At 73.5% G+C, this 20010-nt stretch carries 14 protein-coding genes and 1 pseudogene; 4 read left to right on the top strand and 11 right to left on the bottom strand.

Translation table 11 applies throughout. The features are described from left to right. Genes AC1VM9_RS16160 through AC1VM9_RS16140 form a run of 5 tightly spaced genes read right to left on the bottom strand, consistent with a single transcriptional unit; the run spans window position 1 to window position 8021 of the window. Complete coding sequence (locus tag AC1VM9_RS16160) at window positions 1–1806, bottom strand: thiamine pyrophosphate-requiring protein (protein ID WP_483123358.1); 1806 nt, start codon at window positions 1804–1806, stop codon at window positions 1–3. Window position 1807: 1 nt separating this feature from the next. Beyond that, window positions 1808–4813 carry an FAD-binding and (Fe-S)-binding domain-containing protein gene (locus AC1VM9_RS16155; protein ID WP_483123356.1) on the bottom strand — a complete coding sequence of 1002 codons (3006 nt, stop codon included), beginning with the start codon at window positions 4811–4813 and terminating at the stop codon, window positions 1808–1810. 30 nt (window positions 4814–4843) lie between these two features. After that, window positions 4844–6643 carry a glycoside hydrolase family 15 protein gene (locus AC1VM9_RS16150; RefSeq protein WP_481338830.1) on the bottom strand — a complete coding sequence of 600 codons (1800 nt, stop codon included), beginning with the start codon at window positions 6641–6643 and terminating at the stop codon, window positions 4844–4846. Beyond that, window positions 6640–6930, bottom strand: a complete 291-nt coding sequence (locus AC1VM9_RS16145) for a hypothetical protein (protein WP_481345189.1) — start codon at window positions 6928–6930, stop codon at window positions 6640–6642. The genes AC1VM9_RS16150 and AC1VM9_RS16145 overlap by 4 nt, the downstream gene beginning before the upstream one ends. Window positions 6931–6986: 56 nt before the next feature. After that, complete coding sequence (locus tag AC1VM9_RS16140) at window positions 6987–8021, bottom strand: SDR family oxidoreductase (RefSeq protein ID WP_483124037.1); 1035 nt, start codon at window positions 8019–8021, stop codon at window positions 6987–6989. 45 nt (window positions 8022–8066) lie between these two features. Between AC1VM9_RS16140 and AC1VM9_RS16135 the strand changes: the two genes are divergently transcribed. Then, the gene (locus AC1VM9_RS16135) at window positions 8067–8546 is read left to right on the top strand and encodes a MarR family winged helix-turn-helix transcriptional regulator (protein WP_481338836.1); all 480 of its coding nucleotides are present in this window, start codon (window positions 8067–8069) and stop codon (window positions 8544–8546) included. A gap of 175 nt (window positions 8547–8721) precedes the next feature. On the opposite strand, the gene AC1VM9_RS16130 is transcribed toward AC1VM9_RS16135, so the two are convergent. The 5 genes from AC1VM9_RS16130 to AC1VM9_RS16110 all read right to left on the bottom strand — a co-directional run bounded on the left by AC1VM9_RS16130 (window position 8722) and on the right by AC1VM9_RS16110 (window position 14717). Next, on the bottom strand, window positions 8722–9426 hold the full coding sequence (locus AC1VM9_RS16130; protein WP_483123353.1) for a GAF and ANTAR domain-containing protein: 705 nt from the start codon (window positions 9424–9426) through the stop codon (window positions 8722–8724). Window positions 9427–9735: 309 nt separating this feature from the next. After that, on the bottom strand, window positions 9736–10254 hold the full coding sequence (locus tag AC1VM9_RS16125; protein WP_483123351.1) for a DinB family protein: 519 nt from the start codon (window positions 10252–10254) through the stop codon (window positions 9736–9738). An 83-nt stretch (window positions 10255–10337) separates the two neighbouring features. Next, the gene (locus AC1VM9_RS16120; protein ID WP_481338842.1) at window positions 10338–11099 is read right to left on the bottom strand and encodes a class I SAM-dependent methyltransferase; all 762 of its coding nucleotides are present in this window, start codon (window positions 11097–11099) and stop codon (window positions 10338–10340) included. Window positions 11100–11196: 97 nt separating this feature from the next. Next, on the bottom strand, window positions 11197–11784 hold the full coding sequence (locus tag AC1VM9_RS16115) for an ATP-binding cassette domain-containing protein (RefSeq protein WP_483123349.1): 588 nt from the start codon (window positions 11782–11784) through the stop codon (window positions 11197–11199). Continuing rightward, on the bottom strand, window positions 11721–14717 hold the full coding sequence (locus tag AC1VM9_RS16110) for an ATP-binding cassette domain-containing protein (protein ID WP_483123347.1): 2997 nt from the start codon (window positions 14715–14717) through the stop codon (window positions 11721–11723). The genes AC1VM9_RS16115 and AC1VM9_RS16110 overlap by 64 nt, the downstream gene beginning before the upstream one ends. 96 nt (window positions 14718–14813) lie before the next feature. On the opposite strand from AC1VM9_RS16110, the gene AC1VM9_RS16105 reads away from it, so the two are divergent. The 3 genes from AC1VM9_RS16105 (at window position 14814) to AC1VM9_RS16095 (ending at window position 17504) form a co-directional block, all read left to right on the top strand. Further along, the gene (locus AC1VM9_RS16105; RefSeq protein WP_481345184.1) at window positions 14814–15281 is read left to right on the top strand and encodes a VOC family protein; all 468 of its coding nucleotides are present in this window, start codon (window positions 14814–14816) and stop codon (window positions 15279–15281) included. 73 nt (window positions 15282–15354) lie between these two features. Continuing rightward, the gene (locus AC1VM9_RS16100; RefSeq protein WP_481338844.1) at window positions 15355–15681 is read left to right on the top strand and encodes a hypothetical protein; all 327 of its coding nucleotides are present in this window, start codon (window positions 15355–15357) and stop codon (window positions 15679–15681) included. A 395-nt stretch (window positions 15682–16076) separates the two neighbouring features. Further along, window positions 16077–17504: an NAD(P)/FAD-dependent oxidoreductase gene (locus AC1VM9_RS16095; RefSeq protein ID WP_481345183.1), complete on the top strand. Its 1428-nt coding sequence runs from the start codon at window positions 16077–16079 to the stop codon at window positions 17502–17504. A 73-nt stretch (window positions 17505–17577) separates the two neighbouring features. Here AC1VM9_RS16095 and AC1VM9_RS16090 read toward each other — a convergent pair. Continuing rightward, window positions 17578–19888, bottom strand: a pseudogene (locus AC1VM9_RS16090) (FdhF/YdeP family oxidoreductase). Window positions 19889–20010 lie beyond the last annotated feature (122 nt).

Genomic DNA, 20010 nt, shown 5'->3' with positions numbered 1-20010 from the left:
TCACCCCTCGTGGCCGGGGAGCACCTCGGCGAGCTTGCTGCGGATCCCCTCCTTGACGACGTCGGCCCGGTCGGGGTCGCCGCGCAGCACCGACTCGGCCGCCTTCTTCAGCTGGTCCCACGTCGCGTGCGGCGGGATCGGCGGCACCGCCGGGTCAGTCTCGAAGACGATGACGCACGGCCGGTCGCAGGCCAGCGCTCGCTGCCACGACGCCGCGACGTCGGCAGGGTCGTCGACGTGGATGCCCTCGAGGCCGAGGCTGCGGGCGAACCCGGCGAAGTCGACGACGGGCAGGTGCTGCGAGGGCAGGAACTGCGGCGAGCCGCCCATGGCGCGCAGCTCCCACGTGACCTGGTTGAGGTCACCGTTCTGCAGGACCATGACGACGAGCCGGGGGTCGGCCCAGTCCTCCCAGTACTTGGCGATGGTGACGAGCTCGCCCATGCCGTTCATCTGCATCGCGCCGTCGCCGACGGTCGCGAGGACCGGACGGTCGGGGTGCGCGAACTTCGCGCCGATGGCGTACGGCACGCCGCACCCCATCGTCGCCAGGGTGCCCGACAGGGTGCCGCGCATCGTGCCGCGCATCCTGATGTGACGGGCGTACCAGTTGGTGCCCGACCCGGAGTCGGCCGTGATGATCGAGTCCTCCGGCAGCAGCGGCGACAGCTCCTCGAAGACGTGCTCGGGGTTGATCGGGTCCGCCTCGACCCGGCCGCGGGCCGCCATCACCTCCCACCACCGCTGCACGTTCGACTCCACGGTCTCGCGCCAGCCGCGGTCGGTCTTGCGGGTCAGCAGCGGCAGCAGCGCACGGAGCGTCCGTGCCGCATCGCCGACGAGGTTGACCTCGAAGGGGTAGCGCAGGCCAACCATGGTGGGGTCGGCGTCGACCTGCACCGCGCGCACCGCGGGCCTGCCCTCCTCGAAACCCGGCAGGAACTGGGTGTACGGGAAGTTCGAGCCCACGACGAGCAGCGTGTCGGAGTCGGTCATCAGCTCGTAGGACGGACGCGTCCCGAGCAGCCCGATGGAGCCGGTCACCCACGGCAGCTCGTCGGAGAGCACGTCCTTGCCGAGCAGCGCCTTGGCCACTCCCGCCCCGAGCGCGTCGGCGACCTCGGTGACCTCTGCGACCGCGGCCCGGGCCCCCTGCCCGACGAGCATCGCGACCCTCTCCCCCGCGTTGAGCACCTCGGCCGCCCGCTGCAGGTCCGCGTCACCGGGCACCGGCAGGGCGAAGGTCTGGTCGAGGCTGGAGGGCACCATCTTGAAGGCGTGCTGCGGCGGTGCGTACTCGAGCTCCTGCACGTCGCTCGGGATGATGACGGCGGTCACAGTGCGCCGGGAGGCGGCGATGCGGATCGCGCGGTCGAGGACGTTGGGCAGCTGCTCGGGCACCGTCACCATCTGGCAGTACTCGTTGGCGACGTCCTTGAAGAGGCTGAGCAGGTCGACCTCCTGCTGGTAGCTGCCGCCCATGGCCGAACGGGCCGTCTGGCCGACGATCGCGACGACCGGGACGTGGTCGAGCTTGGCGTCGTAGAGGCCGTTGAGCAGGTGGATGGCGCCCGGGCCGCTCGTGGCCGTGCAGACGCCGACGCGTCCGCTCATCTTGGCGTAGCCGACGGCCTCGAAGGCGGCCATCTCCTCGTGCCGGGCCTGGATGAAGCGGGGCTGGTCCTCGGCGCGCTCCCACGCGGCGAGCAGGCCGTTGATGCCGTCACCGGCGTAGCCGAACACCTGCTCGACGCCCCACTCGCGCAGTCGCTCGAGGACGTGGTCACCGACGGTCATGGTCGTCATCTCAGTTCTCCTCGGATCGGGGATGGTCGTGCCGGTCGGGGTGCGCGCCGTCGTGCGGCGGGCGGTCGTCCAGGCCGCGGGCGAGCAGCTCGGCGAGGTGCACGGCGTGGCGCCCGGTCTCCTGCTCCACCTGGGTGCGGCAGGAGAAACCGTCGGCGAGCACCACCGTCGACGCGTCCGCGTCCCGTACCCGCGGTAGGAGCACCCGCTCGCCCGCCCCGACGGACACCTCGTAGTGCCCGCGCTCGAAGCCGAAGTTGCCGGCGAGGCCGCAGCAGCCGGAGCCGAGCCGGTCGGCACGGACCCCGGCGGCCTCGAGCAGCTCGTCGTCGGGCGCCGTTCCCATGACGGCGTGCTGGTGGCAGTGCGTCTGGACGATGGCCTCGACGTCGACCCGCGGCGGCGTCCAGTCCGGTGCGCGGGTGCGCAGGAGCTCGGCGAGCGTCATCGTCTGGTGCGCCAGGCGTCGGACGTCCTCGTCGCCGGTGAGCAGCTCCGGGCCGTCGGACCGGAACACCGCGGTGCACGACGGCTCGAGGCCGACGACCGGGGTCCCGGCGCGCAGCTCGTCGCGCAGCACCGACACGGTGTGCCGCAGCATGCGCTTGGCCGTGCGCAGCTGCCCGGTCGAGATCCACGTCAGACCGCAGCAGACCGGTTCGGGTGGGAGCGCGACCGTGAAGCCGGCGTCCTCGAGCACCTGGACCGCCGAGCCCAGGACGGCGGGGTGGAAGTAGTTGGAGAAGGTGTCCGGCCAGAGGACGACGCGGCCCCGGCCGCCCGCGCGACCCGGTGCGTCGCCGGTCGGGCTCGGGCCCAGCATCCGCGACCGCCCCGGCTCGGACGCCGTGAACGGCTCCTCGGCGAAGGCCGGCAGACGGCGTTCGGGCGCGATGCCACCGAGGCGCTTGAGCACCGGCGCGGTGAGGCGGGACTGCGTCAACCGGTTCACCGCGCGCGGGGCACGTGCCGCCGCCCTCGCCGTCAGCGGGAGCCAGCCCATCGAGTAGTGCGCCGCGGGTCGGACGCGGTGCCGGTAGTGGTGGGAGAGGAACTCCACCTTGTACGTCGCCATGTCGACGCCGACCGGGCAGTCGGACTTGCAGCCCTTGCACGCCAGGCAGAGGTCGAGCGCGTCGCGCACCTCCGTGGACCGCCAGCCGTCGGTGATCGCGTCGCCGCGCATCATCTCGAAGAGCAGCCGGGACCGGCCGCGCGTCGAGTGCACCTCGTCGCGGGTCACCATGTACGACGGGCACATCACCTGGTTCTCGCTCGAGGAGCTGCGGCAGCTGCCGATGCCGGCGCACCGCAGGACGGCCCGGGAGAAGCGGCCGTCGTCGTGCGGGAAGCCGAACTCGGTGCGGGGCTCCGGGTGCGCGTAGTCGGTGCCGAGCCGCAGGTGGGTGTCGCGCGGGTTCGGGCGCACGACCTTGCCCGGGTTCATCCGGTTGTCCGGGTCGAACAGGTCCTTGACCTCCTCGAAGAGACCGACGACCTCGTCGCCGAACATGATCCGCAGCAGGTCGCCGCGCGCCTGTCCGTCACCGTGCTCGCCGGACAGCGACCCGCCGTACCGCACCACGAGCCTCGCTGCCCGAGAGGTGAACTCGTGGTAGTTCGCGATTCCGTCGGCCGTGCGCAGCTCGAAGGGGATGCTGCAGTGGACGCAGCCCTGGCCGAAGTGTCCGTAGATCGACGTCTCGTCCTCGCGGTAGCCGTACTCGTCGAAGAGCCGGCGCAGGTCGCGAAGGTAGTCCCCGAGCCGGTCGGGCGGCACGGCCGAGTCCTCCCAACCGGGCCACGTGTCGTGCCGTGCCGACGGGTGGGCGGTGGCGCCGAGCCCCGCCTCGCGGACCCGGACCAGCTCCTCGATGTGGCTCGAGTCGTCGTAGAAGCGGGTCGTCGGGGGGTGCTCGTTGCGCTCGACGTCGTGCACGAGCCCCTTGGCGCGCTCGTCCGCCTCCTGCCTGGTGTCGGCCGCGAACTGGACGACGAGCCAGCCGCGGCCCCTGGGCAGGTCGTCGACGGCGTCACCGGCCAGGGCCGTCTCGCGCTCGAGGTTGATGAGCACGTCGTCGAGCCCCTCGAGCAGCCAGGGCTCGTGCGCGACGACCTGCGGGACGGCGTCTCCGGCGTCGGCGATGTCGGGGAACCCGAGGACGACCATCGCCGTGGCCTTGGGCACCTCGACGAGCACGAGCTCCGCGCGCAGCACGGTGACGAGGGTGCCCTCGGAACCGACGAGCGCCCTGGCGAGGTCGAAGTGGTCCTCGGGCAGCAGGGAGTCGAGGTTGTAGCCCGAGACCCGGCGCGGGATCTTCGGGTAGCGGGTGCGCAGGAGCTCCAGGTTCTCGTCGCGCAGGCCGCGCAGCGCCCGGTGGATCTCGCCGCGCCGGCCGCCGGCGTCGAGGGCTGCGGCGTACTCCTCCTCGCTCGTCGGCCCCACCCACATCCGCTCACCGTCGAACGTGAGCACCTCGAGCCGGGCGACGTTGTCGACGGTCTTGCCGTAGGCCTGCGCCGTCGAGCCGCACGAGTTGTTGCCGATCATCCCGCCGATGGTGCAGGTGCGGTGCGTCGACGGCTTGGGCCCGAACATCAGGCCGTACCGCGAGAGCTCGCGGTTGAGGTCGTCGAGCGCGATGCCCGGCTGGACGACGCAGCGGCGTCGGGCGACGTCGACCGACTCCACCCGGGTGCAGTGGCGCGACCAGTCGAGGACCACGCCCGGCCCGGTGGTCTGGCCCGCCAGGCTGGTCCCACCGCCGCGGGAGACGATCGACGCGTCGTGCTCCCGGCAGACCGCCACGGCCGCCTCCGCGTCGTCGGGGTCGAGCGGGTTGACGACCACCGTGGGGACGTACCGGTAGTTGGAGGAGTCGACGGCGTAGGCTCCCCGGCTCGCCAGGTCGGGGCGGACCTCGCCGCGTACCCGGGAGCGCAGAGCCGTGACGAGCCGGGCCTCCGACGTCGGGGCCGGCGCAAGGTTCTCCGTCAGGGTCATCGCGATCTCCTCTCCTTCCGGGCGCGCCTCTCAGGTGCCGCTGCCCGTGTCGGTGTCGGGCTCGCCGCCGAGACGCTGGGCGCACTCGAGCAGGAGGGCGTGGACGAAGCCCTGGGGCAGGTTGCCGCGCAGCTGCTGCTGCTCGACGTCGAACTCCTCGGCGAACAGTCCCGCCGGCCCGGCGGCGGCGCGCTGGCGCTCGAACCACCGGAAGGCCTCGACGTCGTGGCCCGCACCCCAGTGGGCGAGGCTCATCGCGAAGCCGCAGAGGAGGAAGGCACCCTCGGCCTGCCCGAGGGGCCGGTCGTCGGGCCGGTTGCGGTAGAGGTAGCCGTCGGCGGACAGGTCCTTCTCGAGGGCGGCGATCGTCGCGAGGGTGCGGGGGTCCTGCGGCGACAGGGCGCCGCGGACGCCGGGAAGCAGCAGCGACGCGTCGAGCTCGTGCCGCCCGGGTCGGCGCTGCCACACGCCCTCGGGCGAGAGGCACCGTCGGCTCGTCTCGGCGAGGATCACGTCGGCGAGGTGGTCGGCCCGGTCGGCGACCGGACCGGACAGCTGCTCCGCGGTGCGACGCAGCCCGCCGACGCAGGCCAGCCGGGAGTGGGTCCACCAGTCGGGGTCGAGCTCCCAGATCCCGGCGTCCGGCTCCTGCCAGCGACGGGCGATGACGTCGACGAGCAGGTCGGCGGCGCGCGCGTCGTCGGCCGTCAGGAGGTCGTGACGCGCAGCGGCGGCGTAGAGCTGGAGGATCTCACCGGGCGTGTCGAGCTGGAACTGTCCCCGGACCCAGTTGCCCACGACGTCGGCCCCACCCGGATACGCCGGCAGGTCCAGCGTGCTCTCGTGCGGAGGCAGGGCCCCGGTCACCGAGTACGCCGGCGCGAGGTCACCACCGTGCTCGAGGACGCGGGCCGTCGTCACGTCGACGAACTCCGACAGCAGCGGGAGCGGTTCGCGCACCGAGACGGCGAGGCCGGCGTAGGCCTGGTCGCGCAGCCAGACGTAGCGGTAGTCGTAGTTGCGTCCGGCCTCCGCGCGCTCGGGCAGCCCGAGCGTCGGCGCGGCGACCATCCCGCCGCCCGGAGCCGTGAGGCCGCGCAGGACCGCGTACGCCACGCGGGCGTCACGCCGGCCGACGACGTCCTCGAAGTCGGGCACCTGCTCGTGCCACCACTGTTCGGTCAGGCGCCAGGCGGCATCGGGGTCCACGGGGTCACCGAGCGGGTGGTCCGACACCTCGAGGACGAGGTCGCGGTGCGCGCCCCGGCCGAGGTAGAGCTCGGCCCGCAGGACGCCGTCGGAGTCCACGGTCGCCTCGGGCACGCCGCTCCACCGGGCCCGCACGTCTCCGGCGTCGAGGAGCCAGTGACCGGCCTCGTCGCGTCGCACGTCCGCGGCTCTGCGCCCGAAGTCCGGGCGCAGGTCGAGGGAGACGGCCACGCGCGCCCCGTCGTCCTCCGGCATCTCGACCCGTCGCAGCAGCACCGCGCGATGCGGGTCGGCCGGGACGGCGAGGGCCTCCCGACACTCGACCGTCGTGGTGTTCGTCACCCAGTGGCTGCGCCAGACGAGGCTGCCGGGCTCGTACGCGCCGCCCCACACGTACGGGTCGACCGGGGTGACCGTGTAGCCGCCCCGGCCCCCGATGAGGGTGGCGAAGGCCGCCGGCGAGTCCCAGCGCGGTACGCACAGCCACGCGACGTCACCGCGTGGCCCGATGAGGGCGCCCCGGTGGCCGTCCGCCACGAAGGAGTAGTCGCGCAGGACGTGGAACGGCTGGCCCGTCGAGGTGCTCGTCGCCGCCGAGGTGGAGGCCGCTCGATCCGTCATGTCCGTTCCCGGCGGATGCCGGTGAGCACGGCTGCCGCCAGTGCCACGGCGGTGGAGGTGAGGGCGGGGCGCGCGTAGCGGGGTCGCCAGCCGGCGAGGGCGACCATCGACAGACCGTGGGTCAGGTCGGTGGCGACGGCAGGGCCACGCACCGCTCCCGGTGCGGCCACCAGCGCGAGCCCCTGGACGACGTGCCGCAAGCCGAGGAGCTGGGTCACCAGCTGCTCGTCCGCGTCGCAGGCGCGACCCAGCATCCGTTGCCAGACCGTCTCAGGGTAGGTGAACAACATTGCACCCCAAACGATCCCGGTGACCCCGGCCAGTCGGGCCCGGCGCCGTGAGCTCATCGCCGTCGCCCCGCCAGCGCCGCCGCGAGGCCCGCCGCCGCGACGCCGGCGACACCTGCCAGCTGCGGGTACCGGTGCGCCAGCCACTGCTGCCTGCTCGTCGACTTCGACCGGCTGTCGAAGGCCCCGTGCGCACCGAAGTCGCGGCCGCCGTCACCGTCCGCGGGCTCCCAGAGGTTGGCGGGCTGGTCCTCGGGACGGGGCTCGCTCGTCTGCTGCGAGTCGAAGCCGGTGCGGGCGAGGTACCGGTCGAGCAGCCCCGGGGCCACGGCGTTGGCCAGGAGCGTCGCGGCCGTCGTGGCCCCGACCCAGTACTCCCGTCGGCGCGGGTGCTCGGACGCGTAGACGATCGCCCGTGCCGCGACCTCGGGCTGGTAGATGGGCGGCACCGGCTGCGCCTTGCGGGGCAGGCGCGACAGGACCCACGAGAACTGCGGCGTGTTGAGGGCCGGCATCTGGACCATCGTCACGTGGACGTTGCTCTTCTCGTGGAGCAGCTCGACCCGCAGCGCCTCGTGGAAGCCCTGGATCGCGTGCTTGGCGCCGCAGTAGGCGGTCTGGAGCGGGATGCCCCGGTAGGCGAGCGCCGACCCGACCTGCACGATGGTGCCGGCGTCTCGCTCGCGCATCCGGGCGAGGACCGCACGGGTCGCGTAGACGAACCCGAGGTAGCTGACCTCGGTGACCCGCTTGAACTCCTCGGGCGCGATGTCCTCGAAGCGCGCGAACACCGACGTGAAGGCGTCGTTGACCCAGACGGAGATCGGTCCGAGCTCGCGCTCGATCCGGGCGACCGCGGCCTCCACGGCGTCGGCGTCGGCGACGTCGACCGGCACGACGAGGGCCCGCCGCCCGTGCGCCCGGACCTCCTCGGCCGCCGCCTCGAGCCCTCGGGTCCCGCGGGCGATGAGCGCGACATCGCTTCCGCGGCGGGCGAACTCGCGGGCGGTGGCTCTGCCGATGCCCCCGCTGGCGCCGGTGATGGCGACGACTGGTCCATGCGTCCTCCTCGATCGCTCTCTTACGTGTATAACTGCAACAGTTGCAGCAATGCAAGAGTCGCCTACGCTGTTCACGTGGCGACGACACCGGATTCGTACCCTCAGCCGCGCACCTCGGACGTCGAGTCCCTGCTGCGGGCCTCGCGCGTCGTCACGGCCGTCGTCACCAGCTCGCTCCCCGAAGCCGGCGAGGGGTCTCTGACGCTCCCCCAGCTGCGCGGTCTCGTCCTGGTCGCGAGCGGACGCGCAACGTCGACGACCGAGCTCGCCGCAGCCCTCGAGGTCCACGCGTCCTCGGCAAGCCGCCTCGTCGACCGCCTCGTGGCGGCGGGGCTCGTGCGTCGCGCCCCGAGCCCGCGGGACCGCAGGCAGGTGGTGCTCGCGACGACCGCCGCCGGCCGGCGCACCCTCGATGCGGTCATGGAGCACCGCAGGCAGCGCTTCCGCGCACTGCTCGCGCGGCTGGACGAGCCGACGCGTCGGTCACTGTCCGCCGCCCTCGACGCGCTCTCGGACGCTGCCGGCGAGCCCGAGGGCGTGCCGCACCTGCCCTGACCCGATACGTGGGTCGTCCCTCGGCGATAGCCCGGCCCGCCTCGTGGGTACGAGGCTGCCGTCCGCCCCGGCGGCGCCGTGGAGGGAGCCGGCGGGGCGGACGATCCCAGGACCGGCTGCAGGCCGGTACGTCAGTACGGTCCGCCGCGCCCCCGGGTCGCCCGGGACGACGGGCTCAGTCCAGCTCGGGCAGCGTCCCGGTCCGGACGACCTCCGCAGCCAGGTCCCGCACCTTGACGTTGCGGTTCTGCGAGGCGCGGCTCAGCGCCGCGAACGCCTCGTCGGCCGTCAGGACGAACCGGCTCATGAGGATGCCGCAGGCCTGGCCGATGCGTTCCCGGCTCGCCACGGCGACGGTGAGGTCCGCGACGAGCCGGTGCTGCTCCACCACGAGCGCGGCCTGTGCGGCCAGGGCCTCCGCGAGCTCCAGCATCGACAGGTCGACCTCCGTGTCGACCGTCGTGCACACGCTCAGCGCGCCGACGGCCTGACCACCCTGCAGCAGCGGCACGGCCAGCTGGGTGCGGACCCCGAGCACCGTCGCGGCCGCGAGGACCTCGGGGAAGCGGTCGGCGCGATCGGCAGCGGCGACGATGACGGGCAGACCGGTGCGCACCGCCTCGTACAGCGCGCCCCCGTGGACGCTCAGCTGCTCCCGAGCCATCCTCGAGGCGAGCCGGCTCGACGCGGCCAGCGGTTGGTCCTGGTCGAGGTGCAGGTGGGCGACGGCGACGTGCCGGAACCTGGGCTCGACCGCGGCGACGGCGGCGAGCAGCGTCTGCAGCGTGTCCGACGGCCCCGACGGGGCGCTCGGGACCTCGACCGGGTTCGTGAAGGGAGCGACGCGGGCGCTCGGCGGGATCGGGCGCGTGACGGACATGGAACCTCCAGCACGTTTCGCCGGCGGGAGACCCTCACTGTCGAAGGTGGGGGCCCGGTGGCGACCCCCACCACACGAGCCGACCTGACCGGTTGTCGTATCCCCAAGGTACAACGCGGCTCCGTCCGCCGAGTCTTTGGGAACCTGCGGGTTTCACCTCGGCGTCGGCGGCCGGCGCCGGGGGCGTAACGACGCCGGTGGCGGCGCCGATGTAAGGGTCGGCGTGGTGGTGGTCGGTCCCCCGAGCGACTGCCACCACGCTCCTTCCTCGCGGCGCCGAGAGCAGGCGCCGAGCCCAGGGTGCACCGGCTACTCGGGCGCCTCGCCGGTGGCACCGTCGATCAGCTCCCGTGCGATGTCCAGGTGGCCGGCGTGCCGCGCATACTCCTGGATGAGGTGCAGCAGGATCCACTGCAGCTGTGGGGCCGAGGAGGCGACGGTGAACCGACCTCCGACCCGCGCGGGCTCGGCCAGGTCATGGGCCTCGACGACGGCTCGGGTGCGGCGCCCGGCCGCCGCGAGCAGGGCGGTGAGCCGGTCGGCCGGCAGGTCGGGTGACACCCATCCGGTCCCTTCGCTGTCGGCCCAGGGGTCCGTGAGCTCTTCGGCCATGAATCCCCAACGGATCCAACGCCGCTCGACGTTGGCGAGGTGGTTGACCAGTCCAGCGGGCGTCCAGCCGGACGGCACCGTCGCCCGCTGGAGGTCATCAGGCGCCAGCCCGTCAAGCTTGCTGGCGATCACGGCCCGGTAGTAGTCCAGGTACTGCAGCAGCAGGGCGCGCAGGTCGGGTGTCGAGGACGGTTCGGGAAACGCTGAGGTCGGCATGACCGGCATCCTCCCGGTAGGACGCGTCCCGCGCACGAGGTGGGGCATGCGGGTCCGGGGGCCCACCTCAGCGGCGTCGGTCCTCAGCGGCGTCGGGCAAGGAGCACGTACGTGCCGCGCGCCACGGTCACCGTGCCGCCGTGTCGCCCGATGACGTCGGCGAGGGCGGAGGTCAGGCGCCCCAGGTGTTCCGGTCCGAGGCGTCGATGGTCGCCGAAGGTACCGACGAGACCTGCCCACTGGGCGCCTGTCAGGCGCCGGTGCCACCGGTAGGTCCGCGGGCGCGAGACCGTGAAGTCACCGTGCACGGCGAACGGGTCCGGGGCGTCGGCGGCGGTGCTCGGGTCGCGCCCGATGACGGTGAGCCCGGGGGCGATGTCGGCGTAGACGGCCTCGAGCTCCGCGAGCACGTCCGCCGGCACGGCGTGGTAGTTCCAGAACCTGGCGATCCGGCCGCCCGGCTCGAGCAGCCGGGCGGCCTTGTCGGGACCTGTGGCGGGATCCACCCAGTGCCAGGCGTGCCCGCAGGTGATGAGCTCGAAGCGGCGCCCGGCGTCGTCCCAGCTCTCGAACCGGTCGACCTCGACGTCGACACCGTGCGCCCGGGCCACGGCAGCCATCCGCGGGTCGGGGTCGACGCCGAGCGTCGCGACCCCACGACGTGCCAGCTCGACGGCCACCTTGCCGGTCCCGCAGCCGACGTCCAGGGCGGAGCGGACGGGGTGGGCGAGCAGGTCGTCGAACAGTGCCGCAGGGTAGCCCGGGCGAAACCGGTCGTACGCCTCGGCGCCCGACCCGAACGACTCCGCCCGTTCGCGATCCGGCTGCAGATGCTCCAGTGGCACGAGGCAAGTATGAGCCGGCCCGCCCCCCAGCCGCCCTTCCGGCCCGGAGTCGGTGCCGGCGTGCCACCGCGGGACGTGCGGCCGCTCGAGCAGGTGGTCACCCGGCGAGGTGGCCCCACCGCGGGGAGAGCTCGCGCCAGGGTGCGGTCTCGACGACGCGACCCCCGTCGAGCACGACGACGCGGTCGGCCTGCGCCAGCGCGGCTGCCTTGCTCGTGGCGCCGATGACGGTCGCCCCGCCCGAGCGAAGCGCGGCCCACAGCTCGATCTCGGTGGCCGCATCGAGCGCCGAGGACACGTCGTCGGCCAGCAGCAGGTCGGCCTCGCAGGCGAGCGCGCGGGCCAGGGCGAGCCGCTGGACCTGCCCGCCGGAGAGCCGGACCCCACGGTGGCCGACCAGCGCGTCGGGTCCGCCCGCCTCGGCGACGTCGCGCTCCATCCGGGCGGTGGCCAGGGCCGGCTCGACCTGCCGGCCCGCGTGGTCCAGGGCGACGTTGCCGGTGAAGGTGCCCGACAGCACGCGCGGCACCTGGGCGATGTGGGAGACGCGACCCGGCCGGAGCTCGACCTCGGGCTCCGTCAGCGCCCGGCCGTTCCACAGCACCTGACCGGTGTGGTGCGTCAGCCCGGCCAGCGAGGAGAGCAGGCTGGACTTGCCGGAGCCGACCTGGCCGAGCAGGAGCACGAGCTCCCCGCGTGGACCGTCAGGTCGACGTCCTGGACACCGATGGTGCCGTCGTCGTGGACGGCCGTCAGGCCGCGGAGGCTGAGGGTTCGCAGGGGTTCCCGAGCGCCGGCCTGCGGGTCGTCGGCGGTGCCGTGGACGAGGTCCATGCCCGGCGGCACCTCCATGAGGTCACCGCCGCCCGCGAGCCGGCTCGTGGCGTTCATCCACGCCCGCACGCCCGGCGCCTCGGTGACGACCGAGCCGGCGACACGGCCGAACCAGTCGAAGCCGCTGACCGCGTTTGCGACGAGCAGGGTGATGGCGAGCGGCCACGTGCCGTGGAGGAAGCCGGCCCAGGCGGCCACGACGCCGCACTGGACCATGACGATCGGCACGCCGTCGAGCAGGGCCTGGACACGGTGTTCGCGCACGGCCGCGTCCACCCGGCCGCCGTCCACGCGACGCAGGTGCGCGTGGACCTGTGGGGTCGCGGCGGCGAGCTTGACCGTGCGGATCGACTCGAGGGCCGACACCAGCGACCGCCCGAAGCTGGCCCGCGCCGTCGAGGCAGCCGCGGCCGAGCGCCCCGCCACCGGCCGTCCGAGCGTGGAGGCCAGCGCCGAGGTCACCATCACGACGAGCAGGACCGCGCCCGCGAGCCAGGTGCCCGCGATGAGGGCCGTCATCGAGGCGACGACGAGGCCGTTGACGAAGTCGACCCACCGGTCGGTGTAGCGCGCCAGGCGGTCGGCGTCCATCGTGCGGGCCACGACCTCGCCGGGCGGGGTGCGGACCAGGCGTCGTTGTGCGGTCTGTCCGGCCAGCACCGCGGCGCGGACCCGCAGGCGCACCTCCACCCACCAGTGGGGGTAGGTGCGGAAGGCCTGGGACAGGACGATCGGACCGGTCACGAGCGAGACGACGAGGGCCGCGGTGAGCGGTCCGGGGTTCTGCCCGGCCTCCAGGTCGGTCACGACGAGGCCCCAGATCCAGCCGGTGACGGCGCCGAACGCGCCCGTCAGCGAGGCCAGCAGGAACAGCGCGGCGCCGAGCAGGCCCCACTGCGGCTGGATGCGGACGGTGTGGAACACCTGGCGCGCCAGGCTCGGGGTGGGCGCGAGGACCGGGGGCGGCGGCGGGGTGGTGCTGCGGCGCACCGAGCCGATCGCGGCGTCCTCGTGGTGGTGCTGCTCCACGGCCACCTCGTGGGCCGCTGCCTCGAGCAACCGGCGGAACGGACCGTCGACGGCGGCCAGCCGGCCGCGCGGACCCTGCTGCACGACGCGACCGGACTCGAGCACGGCCACCTGCTCGGCGCGCTCGGTCGTCGAGAGGCGGTGGGCGACGAGGATGCCGGTACGCCCGGAGATGAGCCGGTCGGCGGCCCGGACCACCCGCGCCTCGGTGACGGGATCCATCCGGGCGGTGGCCTCGTCGAGCACGACGACACGCACGTCGCGCACGAGCAGCCGGGCGAACGCGACCAGCTGCTCCTCCCCCGCCGAGAGGGTGGTGCCGCCCGGACCGAGCATCGTGTCGAGCCCGTCGGGCAGGCCGGCCACCCACTCGGTGAGACCGAGCTCGGCGACCGCGGCCTCGACCCGCGCTCGCGGAACGGCGCCGAAGAGCGTCATGTTCTCGGCGAGGGTTCCGGCGAGCACCTCGGTGCGCTGGGTGACCACGCCGACCGCCGCCCGCAGCTGTTGCAGGTCGAGGTCGCGCACGTCGGTACCACCGAGCAGCACGGTGCCCGGCGGCGGCTCGACCGCCCGGGACAGGAGCGAGGCCAGCGTGGACTTGCCGGAGCCGGTGCGTCCGACGAGGGCGCAGGTGTGGCCGGCGGGAACGACGAGGTTGACCTCGCGCAGTGCGAAGGTGCCTGTGCCGTAGGTGAACTCGAGGTCGCGGAACTCGACGTCGAGGGGCCCGTCGCGCAGCGGCAGCCCACCGGTCGGCTCGGCCGGGGAGTCGAGCATGGCCCGCAGCCGAAGGACCGCACCGAAGCCCTCCTGCAGGTCCGGCAGGTGGCGTGCCAGCATGTCGACGCCGCCGACGAACATCGTCGTGACGAGGAAGAGGGTGACCAGCCGCGCGGTCGACAGGTCGCCGGCGAGCACCAGGGCGGCGCCGACGACGGCGACGGCGGCCAGCGCGCCGTGCAGGAGCCCTCCGCTGCGTCGCGTGATCCGGGCCTCGACCTCGAGCACCCGGTCCAGCGCCGCGTGGACGCGGGCGGCCATCCGGGCGTTGCGGCGCAGCACGTGCGCCTGGCCGAGCGCCGTGCGCAGGTCGTCGCGGGCGGCGACGCCCTCCTCGGTGGACGCCGCGTGGTCGGTCCACGCGGCTTCCTCGACGACCTTGCGCTCGGCGACCTGCGGCAGGAGTCTGCGGACCACCCAGTAGGTCGCGAACCCGGTCAGCGGGAAGAGGACGGCGGCGGGCCACCACGCGAGGCTCGCGACCACCCACAGCGGCCCCGACGCGAGGAGCGTGCGCACGGCCTGCCACACGCCCCAGCGCATCAGCTGGCCGACCTCCCACGTGTCGTCGTCGATGCGGTCGAGCACCTCCCCGACGGCCTGCTCGGACAGCTCGGACAGCGGCTGGGCCATCGCGGCGTCGAGCAGGTCGGCCCGCAGCCGGCCCTCCGCCCGGTCGCAGACCGTCGCCCAGATCATCTTGGCGACCGTGTCGATGACGGCACCGCCGACGACGCACAGGGCGAGCAGCATCACCAGCGTCGAGGTGGCGTGCTCGGCGAGCCGGCCGGCGACCATCGAGCCGAGGGACGCCGCGACGGCACCGAGCAACGACATCGAGAAGCACACGACCGTGAGCGGGCGACGGATCCGGCGCCAGTCGACGGGGACGCGGTCCGCGGGCACGCCGGAGCGGCGAGAGGACGCGCCCTGCCCCGTGCCACGCGCCTCGTCGTACCCCAGCCTCGTCATCGTCACAGTCACCAAACGCTACCGACGACCACCGACGGTCCGCCTCCGGTTTTCCGGGCCCCGGGGCCCCTGGTCGACCCGCGGAGCGGAGAACGGGTGAGGGCGGGCGCGGAGCGGGACCTGTACGGGCACGGGCACCTCGTCACCGATGACACCGGAGCCTTCGTCGACGTCGTCACGCAGGTGCTCGACGGCGAGGTGCACGCCCGCGTCGTGACCGAGGACGGCTCGATCGGCCACGGTGAGATCACCGCCGGCGACACCGTCGTCCCGGCCTTCGACCGCAGGCCGGAGTGGCCGGTGATGCCGGGCCTGCTGCGCGTGTTCGTCCCCGACGCCGACGTCGCCTTCGCCGGGGCTGCCGCTGCGCGTGCCTCGTGGTCACCGAGCTCGCCGACAGCGCCCTCGGGCAACATGGGGCCGCATCGAGGACCCGCTCGGCACCATCTCGTGGGTCGTCAGCCACGTCGAGGACGTCCCCGCGTGGACGCGGCACGCACCGGTCCGCTGAACCGGCGCTCGAGACCTGCCGGAGGCACCGGGCCACGGAGGTGGCGCCCGTAGGTCTCTTCATGGGTCACGCGCCTCGCCGGCGGGTATGCAGCCGGGGACAGGGAGCACCACGCGAGGAGGACACATGACCAACCCAGCTGGCACCTCCGGCAGCGGCGGCATTCCCGTCGCAGGCGCTGCGGCGGCATCCGGCGCCTTCGACGACCGCGGCGACGAGCAGCAGACCGACCAGGGCGTGCCCGTCGGCCGCGCGGACGTCGAGGCGGACCGTGAGCGCGCCGCCGGCGACGGCGATGCGGATGACGGCGAGGACGCAACCGACGGCCTGACGGGCGTCGCGGGCAGCACGGACGCCGAGACGGACGACGGGGTGCCCGTCGGCAGCGCGGACGCCGAGGAGGACCGACGCCGCGCGGCGGCAGCCGGTGACGAGCCCGACGACGCCCCATGAGCCCAAGGCTCCTGTAGGCCCGCCGGGGAACGGGCCGGCGTCAGCGGCTGCCCGTCACCGAATCGTGAGGCCGGTCGAGGGCCGACTTCACGCGAACCGCTGAGCCGGCACCCGACCTGCTGCCACGCTCTAGTCACCGCCGCGCGTGACCCCAGCCTGCGCGTCGAGGCCTCGGTCCCCCACGAGGCGGCTGAGGTCAGGCCGTCGCTCCAACCTTCCCTCGAGTGGCGGCCTGACTTCACGGCTCCGGCCCGGCCGCGCCAGCCGGCTTGCCCGGCAGGCCCCGCTCGGCCGCGTGCGCCGTTCCTTTCCGTGAGATGAATGTCCCGACTTCCGCCGAGGCCGCCAGAATGACTGTCGACAGACGACAGTCGGTAAGCGGAGGTGCGCAGCTCATGTCGAAGAACGGGCCCGTTGATGCGGCCGCTCTCCCCCCGGCGGCCGACAACCGCTGGTCGAGGAGCCTGTGGCTCGACGGGGTGGTCCAGGACCTGACCCCGCGACAGCAGCTGTCCGGTGACCACACCTGCGACGTCGCGATCGTCGGAGCGGGGTTCGCCGGCCTGTGGACGGCGTACTACCTCAAGAAGGCCGACCCGTCCCTGCGGGTCACGGTCGTCGAGGCCGAGATCGCGGGGTTCGGCGCTGCCGGTCGCAACGGCGGCTTCGTGTCCGCCGGGATCGCCGGCAGCGGCGCACGCTACGCCCGCGACCACGGGTGGGACAACGTCCTGCGGGCCGAGCGCGAGACCCAGCACGGGGTCGACGAGATCGGCCGCGTCGTGGCGGCCGAAGGCATCGACTGCGGCTACCGGAAGGAGGGGGCGCTGAACCTCGCGACGACCGATCCGCAGGTGCAGCGTCTGCGCGCCAGGGCCGAGGCGAAGCACCGCTTCGGGCTCGGGACCGAGGACTACCGGATGCTGACGCCCGAGGAGTGCGCCGAGCTCGTCCGGGGGGCGGAAGGCGTCCTCGCCGGGTCGTTCACGCCGCACTGCGCGCGCGTCGACCCCGCCCGGCTGGCCCGCGGACTGGCCGATGCCTGCGAGCGCCTCGGGGTGACGATCTACGAGCAGAGTGCAGCGGAACGCTTGGGCCCCAAGGTGGTCCAGTGCCGGAACGGACGAGTGCTGGCCGATGTCGTGGTTCGGGCCACGGAGTCCTACACGATCCGCGAGCGCGGACAGCGACGCAGGTTCCTGCCCCTCTACTCCCTGATGATCGCCACCGAACCCCTCCCCCAGCAGACCTGGGACGACCTCGGTTGGCGGGACGGTCTCGGGGTCTCGGACGTGAGGCACCTGTACTTCTACGCCCAGCGCACGGTCGACGGCCGGGTCGCCCTGGGCGGCCGAGGGGCGCCGTACCGGCTGACCAACCCCATCTCCCCCGAGAACGAGCGCGACGCCGGGGTCTTCCAGAGGCTCACCGAGACCCTGCGCGAGGCGTTCCCGGCGGTGTCGCAGGCTCGCATCACCCACCACTGGGGCGGGCCCCTGGCGGTCCCGCGCGACTGGTGCATGCGGACGACGTTCGACCGCACGACGGGACTCGGGTTCGTCGGTGCCTTCGGTGGCCACGGCGTCACGGCCGCCAACATCTCCGGCCGCACCATGCGCGACCTGATCCTGGGCGACAGCACGGACCTGACCACGCTGCCGTGGGTCGGGCACCACACCCGCAACTGGGAACCCGAGCCCATCCGGTTCATCGCCTCGAGGCTCATCGCCAAGACGCTCGACGCGTCCGACGCCTACGAGGAGCGGACCGGCAAGCCGGCGAAGCGGGCCCGGCTGGTCGCACCGTTCCTGCCACCGAGCTAGGCGAGCCGTCGGGCGCGTCCAGCTCGGTGGCCGACCGGCGGACCGGGCCCGGACGGCCGCTGCCTCGGCTCCGTCACCCAGGTGCGGTGCTGGGCTCGAGCCTGACGACGACGGACTTGGACGTGGGCGTGTTGCTGTGCTCGGCGACGGACGCGAGCGGCACCAGCGGGTTGGTCTCGGGGTAGTACGCCGCGGCGGACCCCCGCGGGGTGTCGTACTCGACGACCCGGAAGTTGCGGACGCGGCGGTCGACGTCGTCGCCGGCCCAGTGCGCCACGATGTCGACGTGGTCGCCCGCCCGCAACCCGTGGGCCTCGATGTCGCGACGGTTGAGCAGGACCACCTGACGCCCGCCCTCGATGCCGCGGTAGCGGTCGGACAGGCCGTAGATCGTGGTGTTGAACTGGTCGTGGCTGCGCATCGTCTGCAGCACGAGGTGGCCCGCCGGCACCTCGAGCAGGTCGAGGTCCGACGTCGTGAACTGGGCCCGGCCCGACGGGGTGTCGAACGCGCGCCGGTCGCGCGGCGGGTGCGGCAGCACGAAGCCGGTCCTGGTCAGGACCCGGGCCTCGTAGTCGTCGAAGCCCGGGACGACGCGCTCGATGTGCGCGCGGATCCGTCCGTAGTCAGCCCGCAACGCCGCCCAGTCGATGCTCGTGCCGTCGGCGTGGCTCGTCCCCGCGCCCAGGGTGGCCTCGGCCAGCCCGCAGACGATGGCCACCTCCGAGCGCAGCTGCTCGCCGGCGGGTGCCAGGCGGCCACGCGAGGCGTGGACCACCGACATCGAGTCCTCGACCGTCACGAACTGCGGCCCGCTCTCCCGGTCGTCGCGCTCGGTGCGCCCGAGCGTGGGCAGGATGAGGGCGGTCTCCCCGGTCACGAGGTGGGAGCGGTTGAGCTTGGTCGACACCTGCACGGTCAGCGCCGTACGCCGCAGCGCCTCCGCCGTGACGCCGGTGTCCGGCGCGGCGTGGAGGAAGTTGCCGCCGAGCCCGACGAAGACCCCGACCTTGCCGGCGAGCATGGCTTCGATCGTCTCCACGGTGTCGTAGCCGTGCCGCCGCGGCGGCTCGAACCCGAACTCGGCCGCCAGGGCGTCCAGGAAGGAGGCCGGCGGCTTCTCCCAGATGCCCATGGTTCGGTCGCCCTGCACGTTGGAGTGGCCCCGGACCGGGCACAGGCCCGCCCCCGGCTTGCCGATGTCGCCGCGGGCCAGCGCGAGGTTGACGACCTCCTTGATGGTGGCCACCGAGTTGCGGTGCTGGGTCAGGCCCATCGCCCAGCACCAGACCGTGGCGCCGGAGCTTCGCGACCATCCTGGCCGCCTCGACGACCAGGTCGCGCTCGAGGCCGGTCGCCTGCCCGACCCGCTCCCAGTCGACGTCGGCCACGTGTTCCCGCCACGCGGCGAACCCGTCGGTGTGGGCGTCGACGAAGGCGTGGTCGATCGCATCCCACTCGACGAGCAGCGACCCGATCGCCTGGAAGAGTGCCTGGTCCCCGCCGAGACGGATCGGCAGGTGCAGGTCGGTCAGGTCGGTGCCGTGGCCCACGACGCCGCGGGCGTGCTGCGGGTTGCGGAAGTTGACCAGGCCCGCTTCGCGCAGCGGGTTGATGCTGATGATCCGCGCCCCGCGCCGCTTCGCGGTCTCGAGCGCCGAGAGCATCCGCGGATGGTTCGTGCCCGGGTTCTGCCCGGCCAGCACGATGAGCTCGGCCCGGTACAGGTCCTCGAGGCTGACGCTGCCCTTGCCGATGCCGATCGTGTCGATGAGCGCCACGCCGCTCGACTCGTGGCACATGTTCGAGCAGTCCGGGAGGTTGTTGGTCCCGAACGCGCGGACGAACAGCTGGTAGACGAACGCCGCCTCGTTCGAGGCGCGCCCGGACGTGTAGAACGCCGCCTCGTCCGGCGTCCCCAACCCGTTCAGGTGCGACGCGGCCAGCGTGAACGCCTCGTCCCACGCGATCGGCTCGTAGTGCGTGCCACCCGGACGGCGCACCATCGGGTGGGTCAGCCGCCCCTGCTTGCCCAGCCAGTGGTCCGGGCGCGCAGCCAGCTCGGCGATGCTGTGCCGAGCGAAGAACTCCGGCCCCACCCGGGCCGTCGTCGCCTCCTCGGCCACGGCCTTGGCGCCGTTCTCGCAGAACTCGGCGGTGTGGCGATGATCGGGATCCGGGTCGGGCCACGCGCAGGACATGCAGTCGAACCCGTCGACCTGGTTGAGGCGCAGCAGCGTCCGGGCGGCGCGCGAGGGTCCCATCTCCCCCAGGGCCCGGCCCATGGCCACCGCCACCGCCTCGACACCCGCCGCGTGTTCGCGTGGGGTCCGGACCCTCAGGCGAGACTCGTCGGGCGTCCCCAGCAACTCGTGCTCGGCCATGGCGTGTGATAGCTCCTCGGTCACGGGACGCGGACGCCCCTTCGGTTCGTTTCAGGGCCGGGCGGCCCGGCGGCCCACGCCTTCATGGCAGCCGATGTCCCCGGTCGTGCCGGCCGCACGCC

The organism is Monashia sp. HAY1-11D (genome assembly GCF_056868035.1).
This window is presented reverse-complemented; position numbering and strand designations above follow the sequence as displayed.

Coding starts and splice junctions, on each gene's coding strand:
- AC1VM9_RS16155 (WP_483123356.1), bottom strand. CDS start 4,813: ATGACCCTGACGGAGAACCTTGCGCCGGCCCCGACGTCGGAGGCCCGG.
- AC1VM9_RS16100 (WP_481338844.1), top strand. CDS start 15,355: ATGACCAACCCAGCTGGCACCTCCGGCAGCGGCGGCATTCCCGTCGCA.
- AC1VM9_RS16110 (WP_483123347.1), bottom strand. CDS start 14,717: ATGACGAGGCTGGGGTACGACGAGGCGCGTGGCACGGGGCAGGGCGCG.
- AC1VM9_RS16095 (WP_481345183.1), top strand. CDS start 16,077: ATGTCGAAGAACGGGCCCGTTGATGCGGCCGCTCTCCCCCCGGCGGCC.
- AC1VM9_RS16125 (WP_483123351.1), bottom strand. CDS start 10,254: ATGCCGACCTCAGCGTTTCCCGAACCGTCCTCGACACCCGACCTGCGC.
- AC1VM9_RS16160 (WP_483123358.1), bottom strand. CDS start 1,806: ATGACGACCATGACCGTCGGTGACCACGTCCTCGAGCGACTGCGCGAG.
- AC1VM9_RS16150 (WP_481338830.1), bottom strand. CDS start 6,643: ATGACGGATCGAGCGGCCTCCACCTCGGCGGCGACGAGCACCTCGACG.
- AC1VM9_RS16130 (WP_483123353.1), bottom strand. CDS start 9,426: ATGTCCGTCACGCGCCCGATCCCGCCGAGCGCCCGCGTCGCTCCCTTC.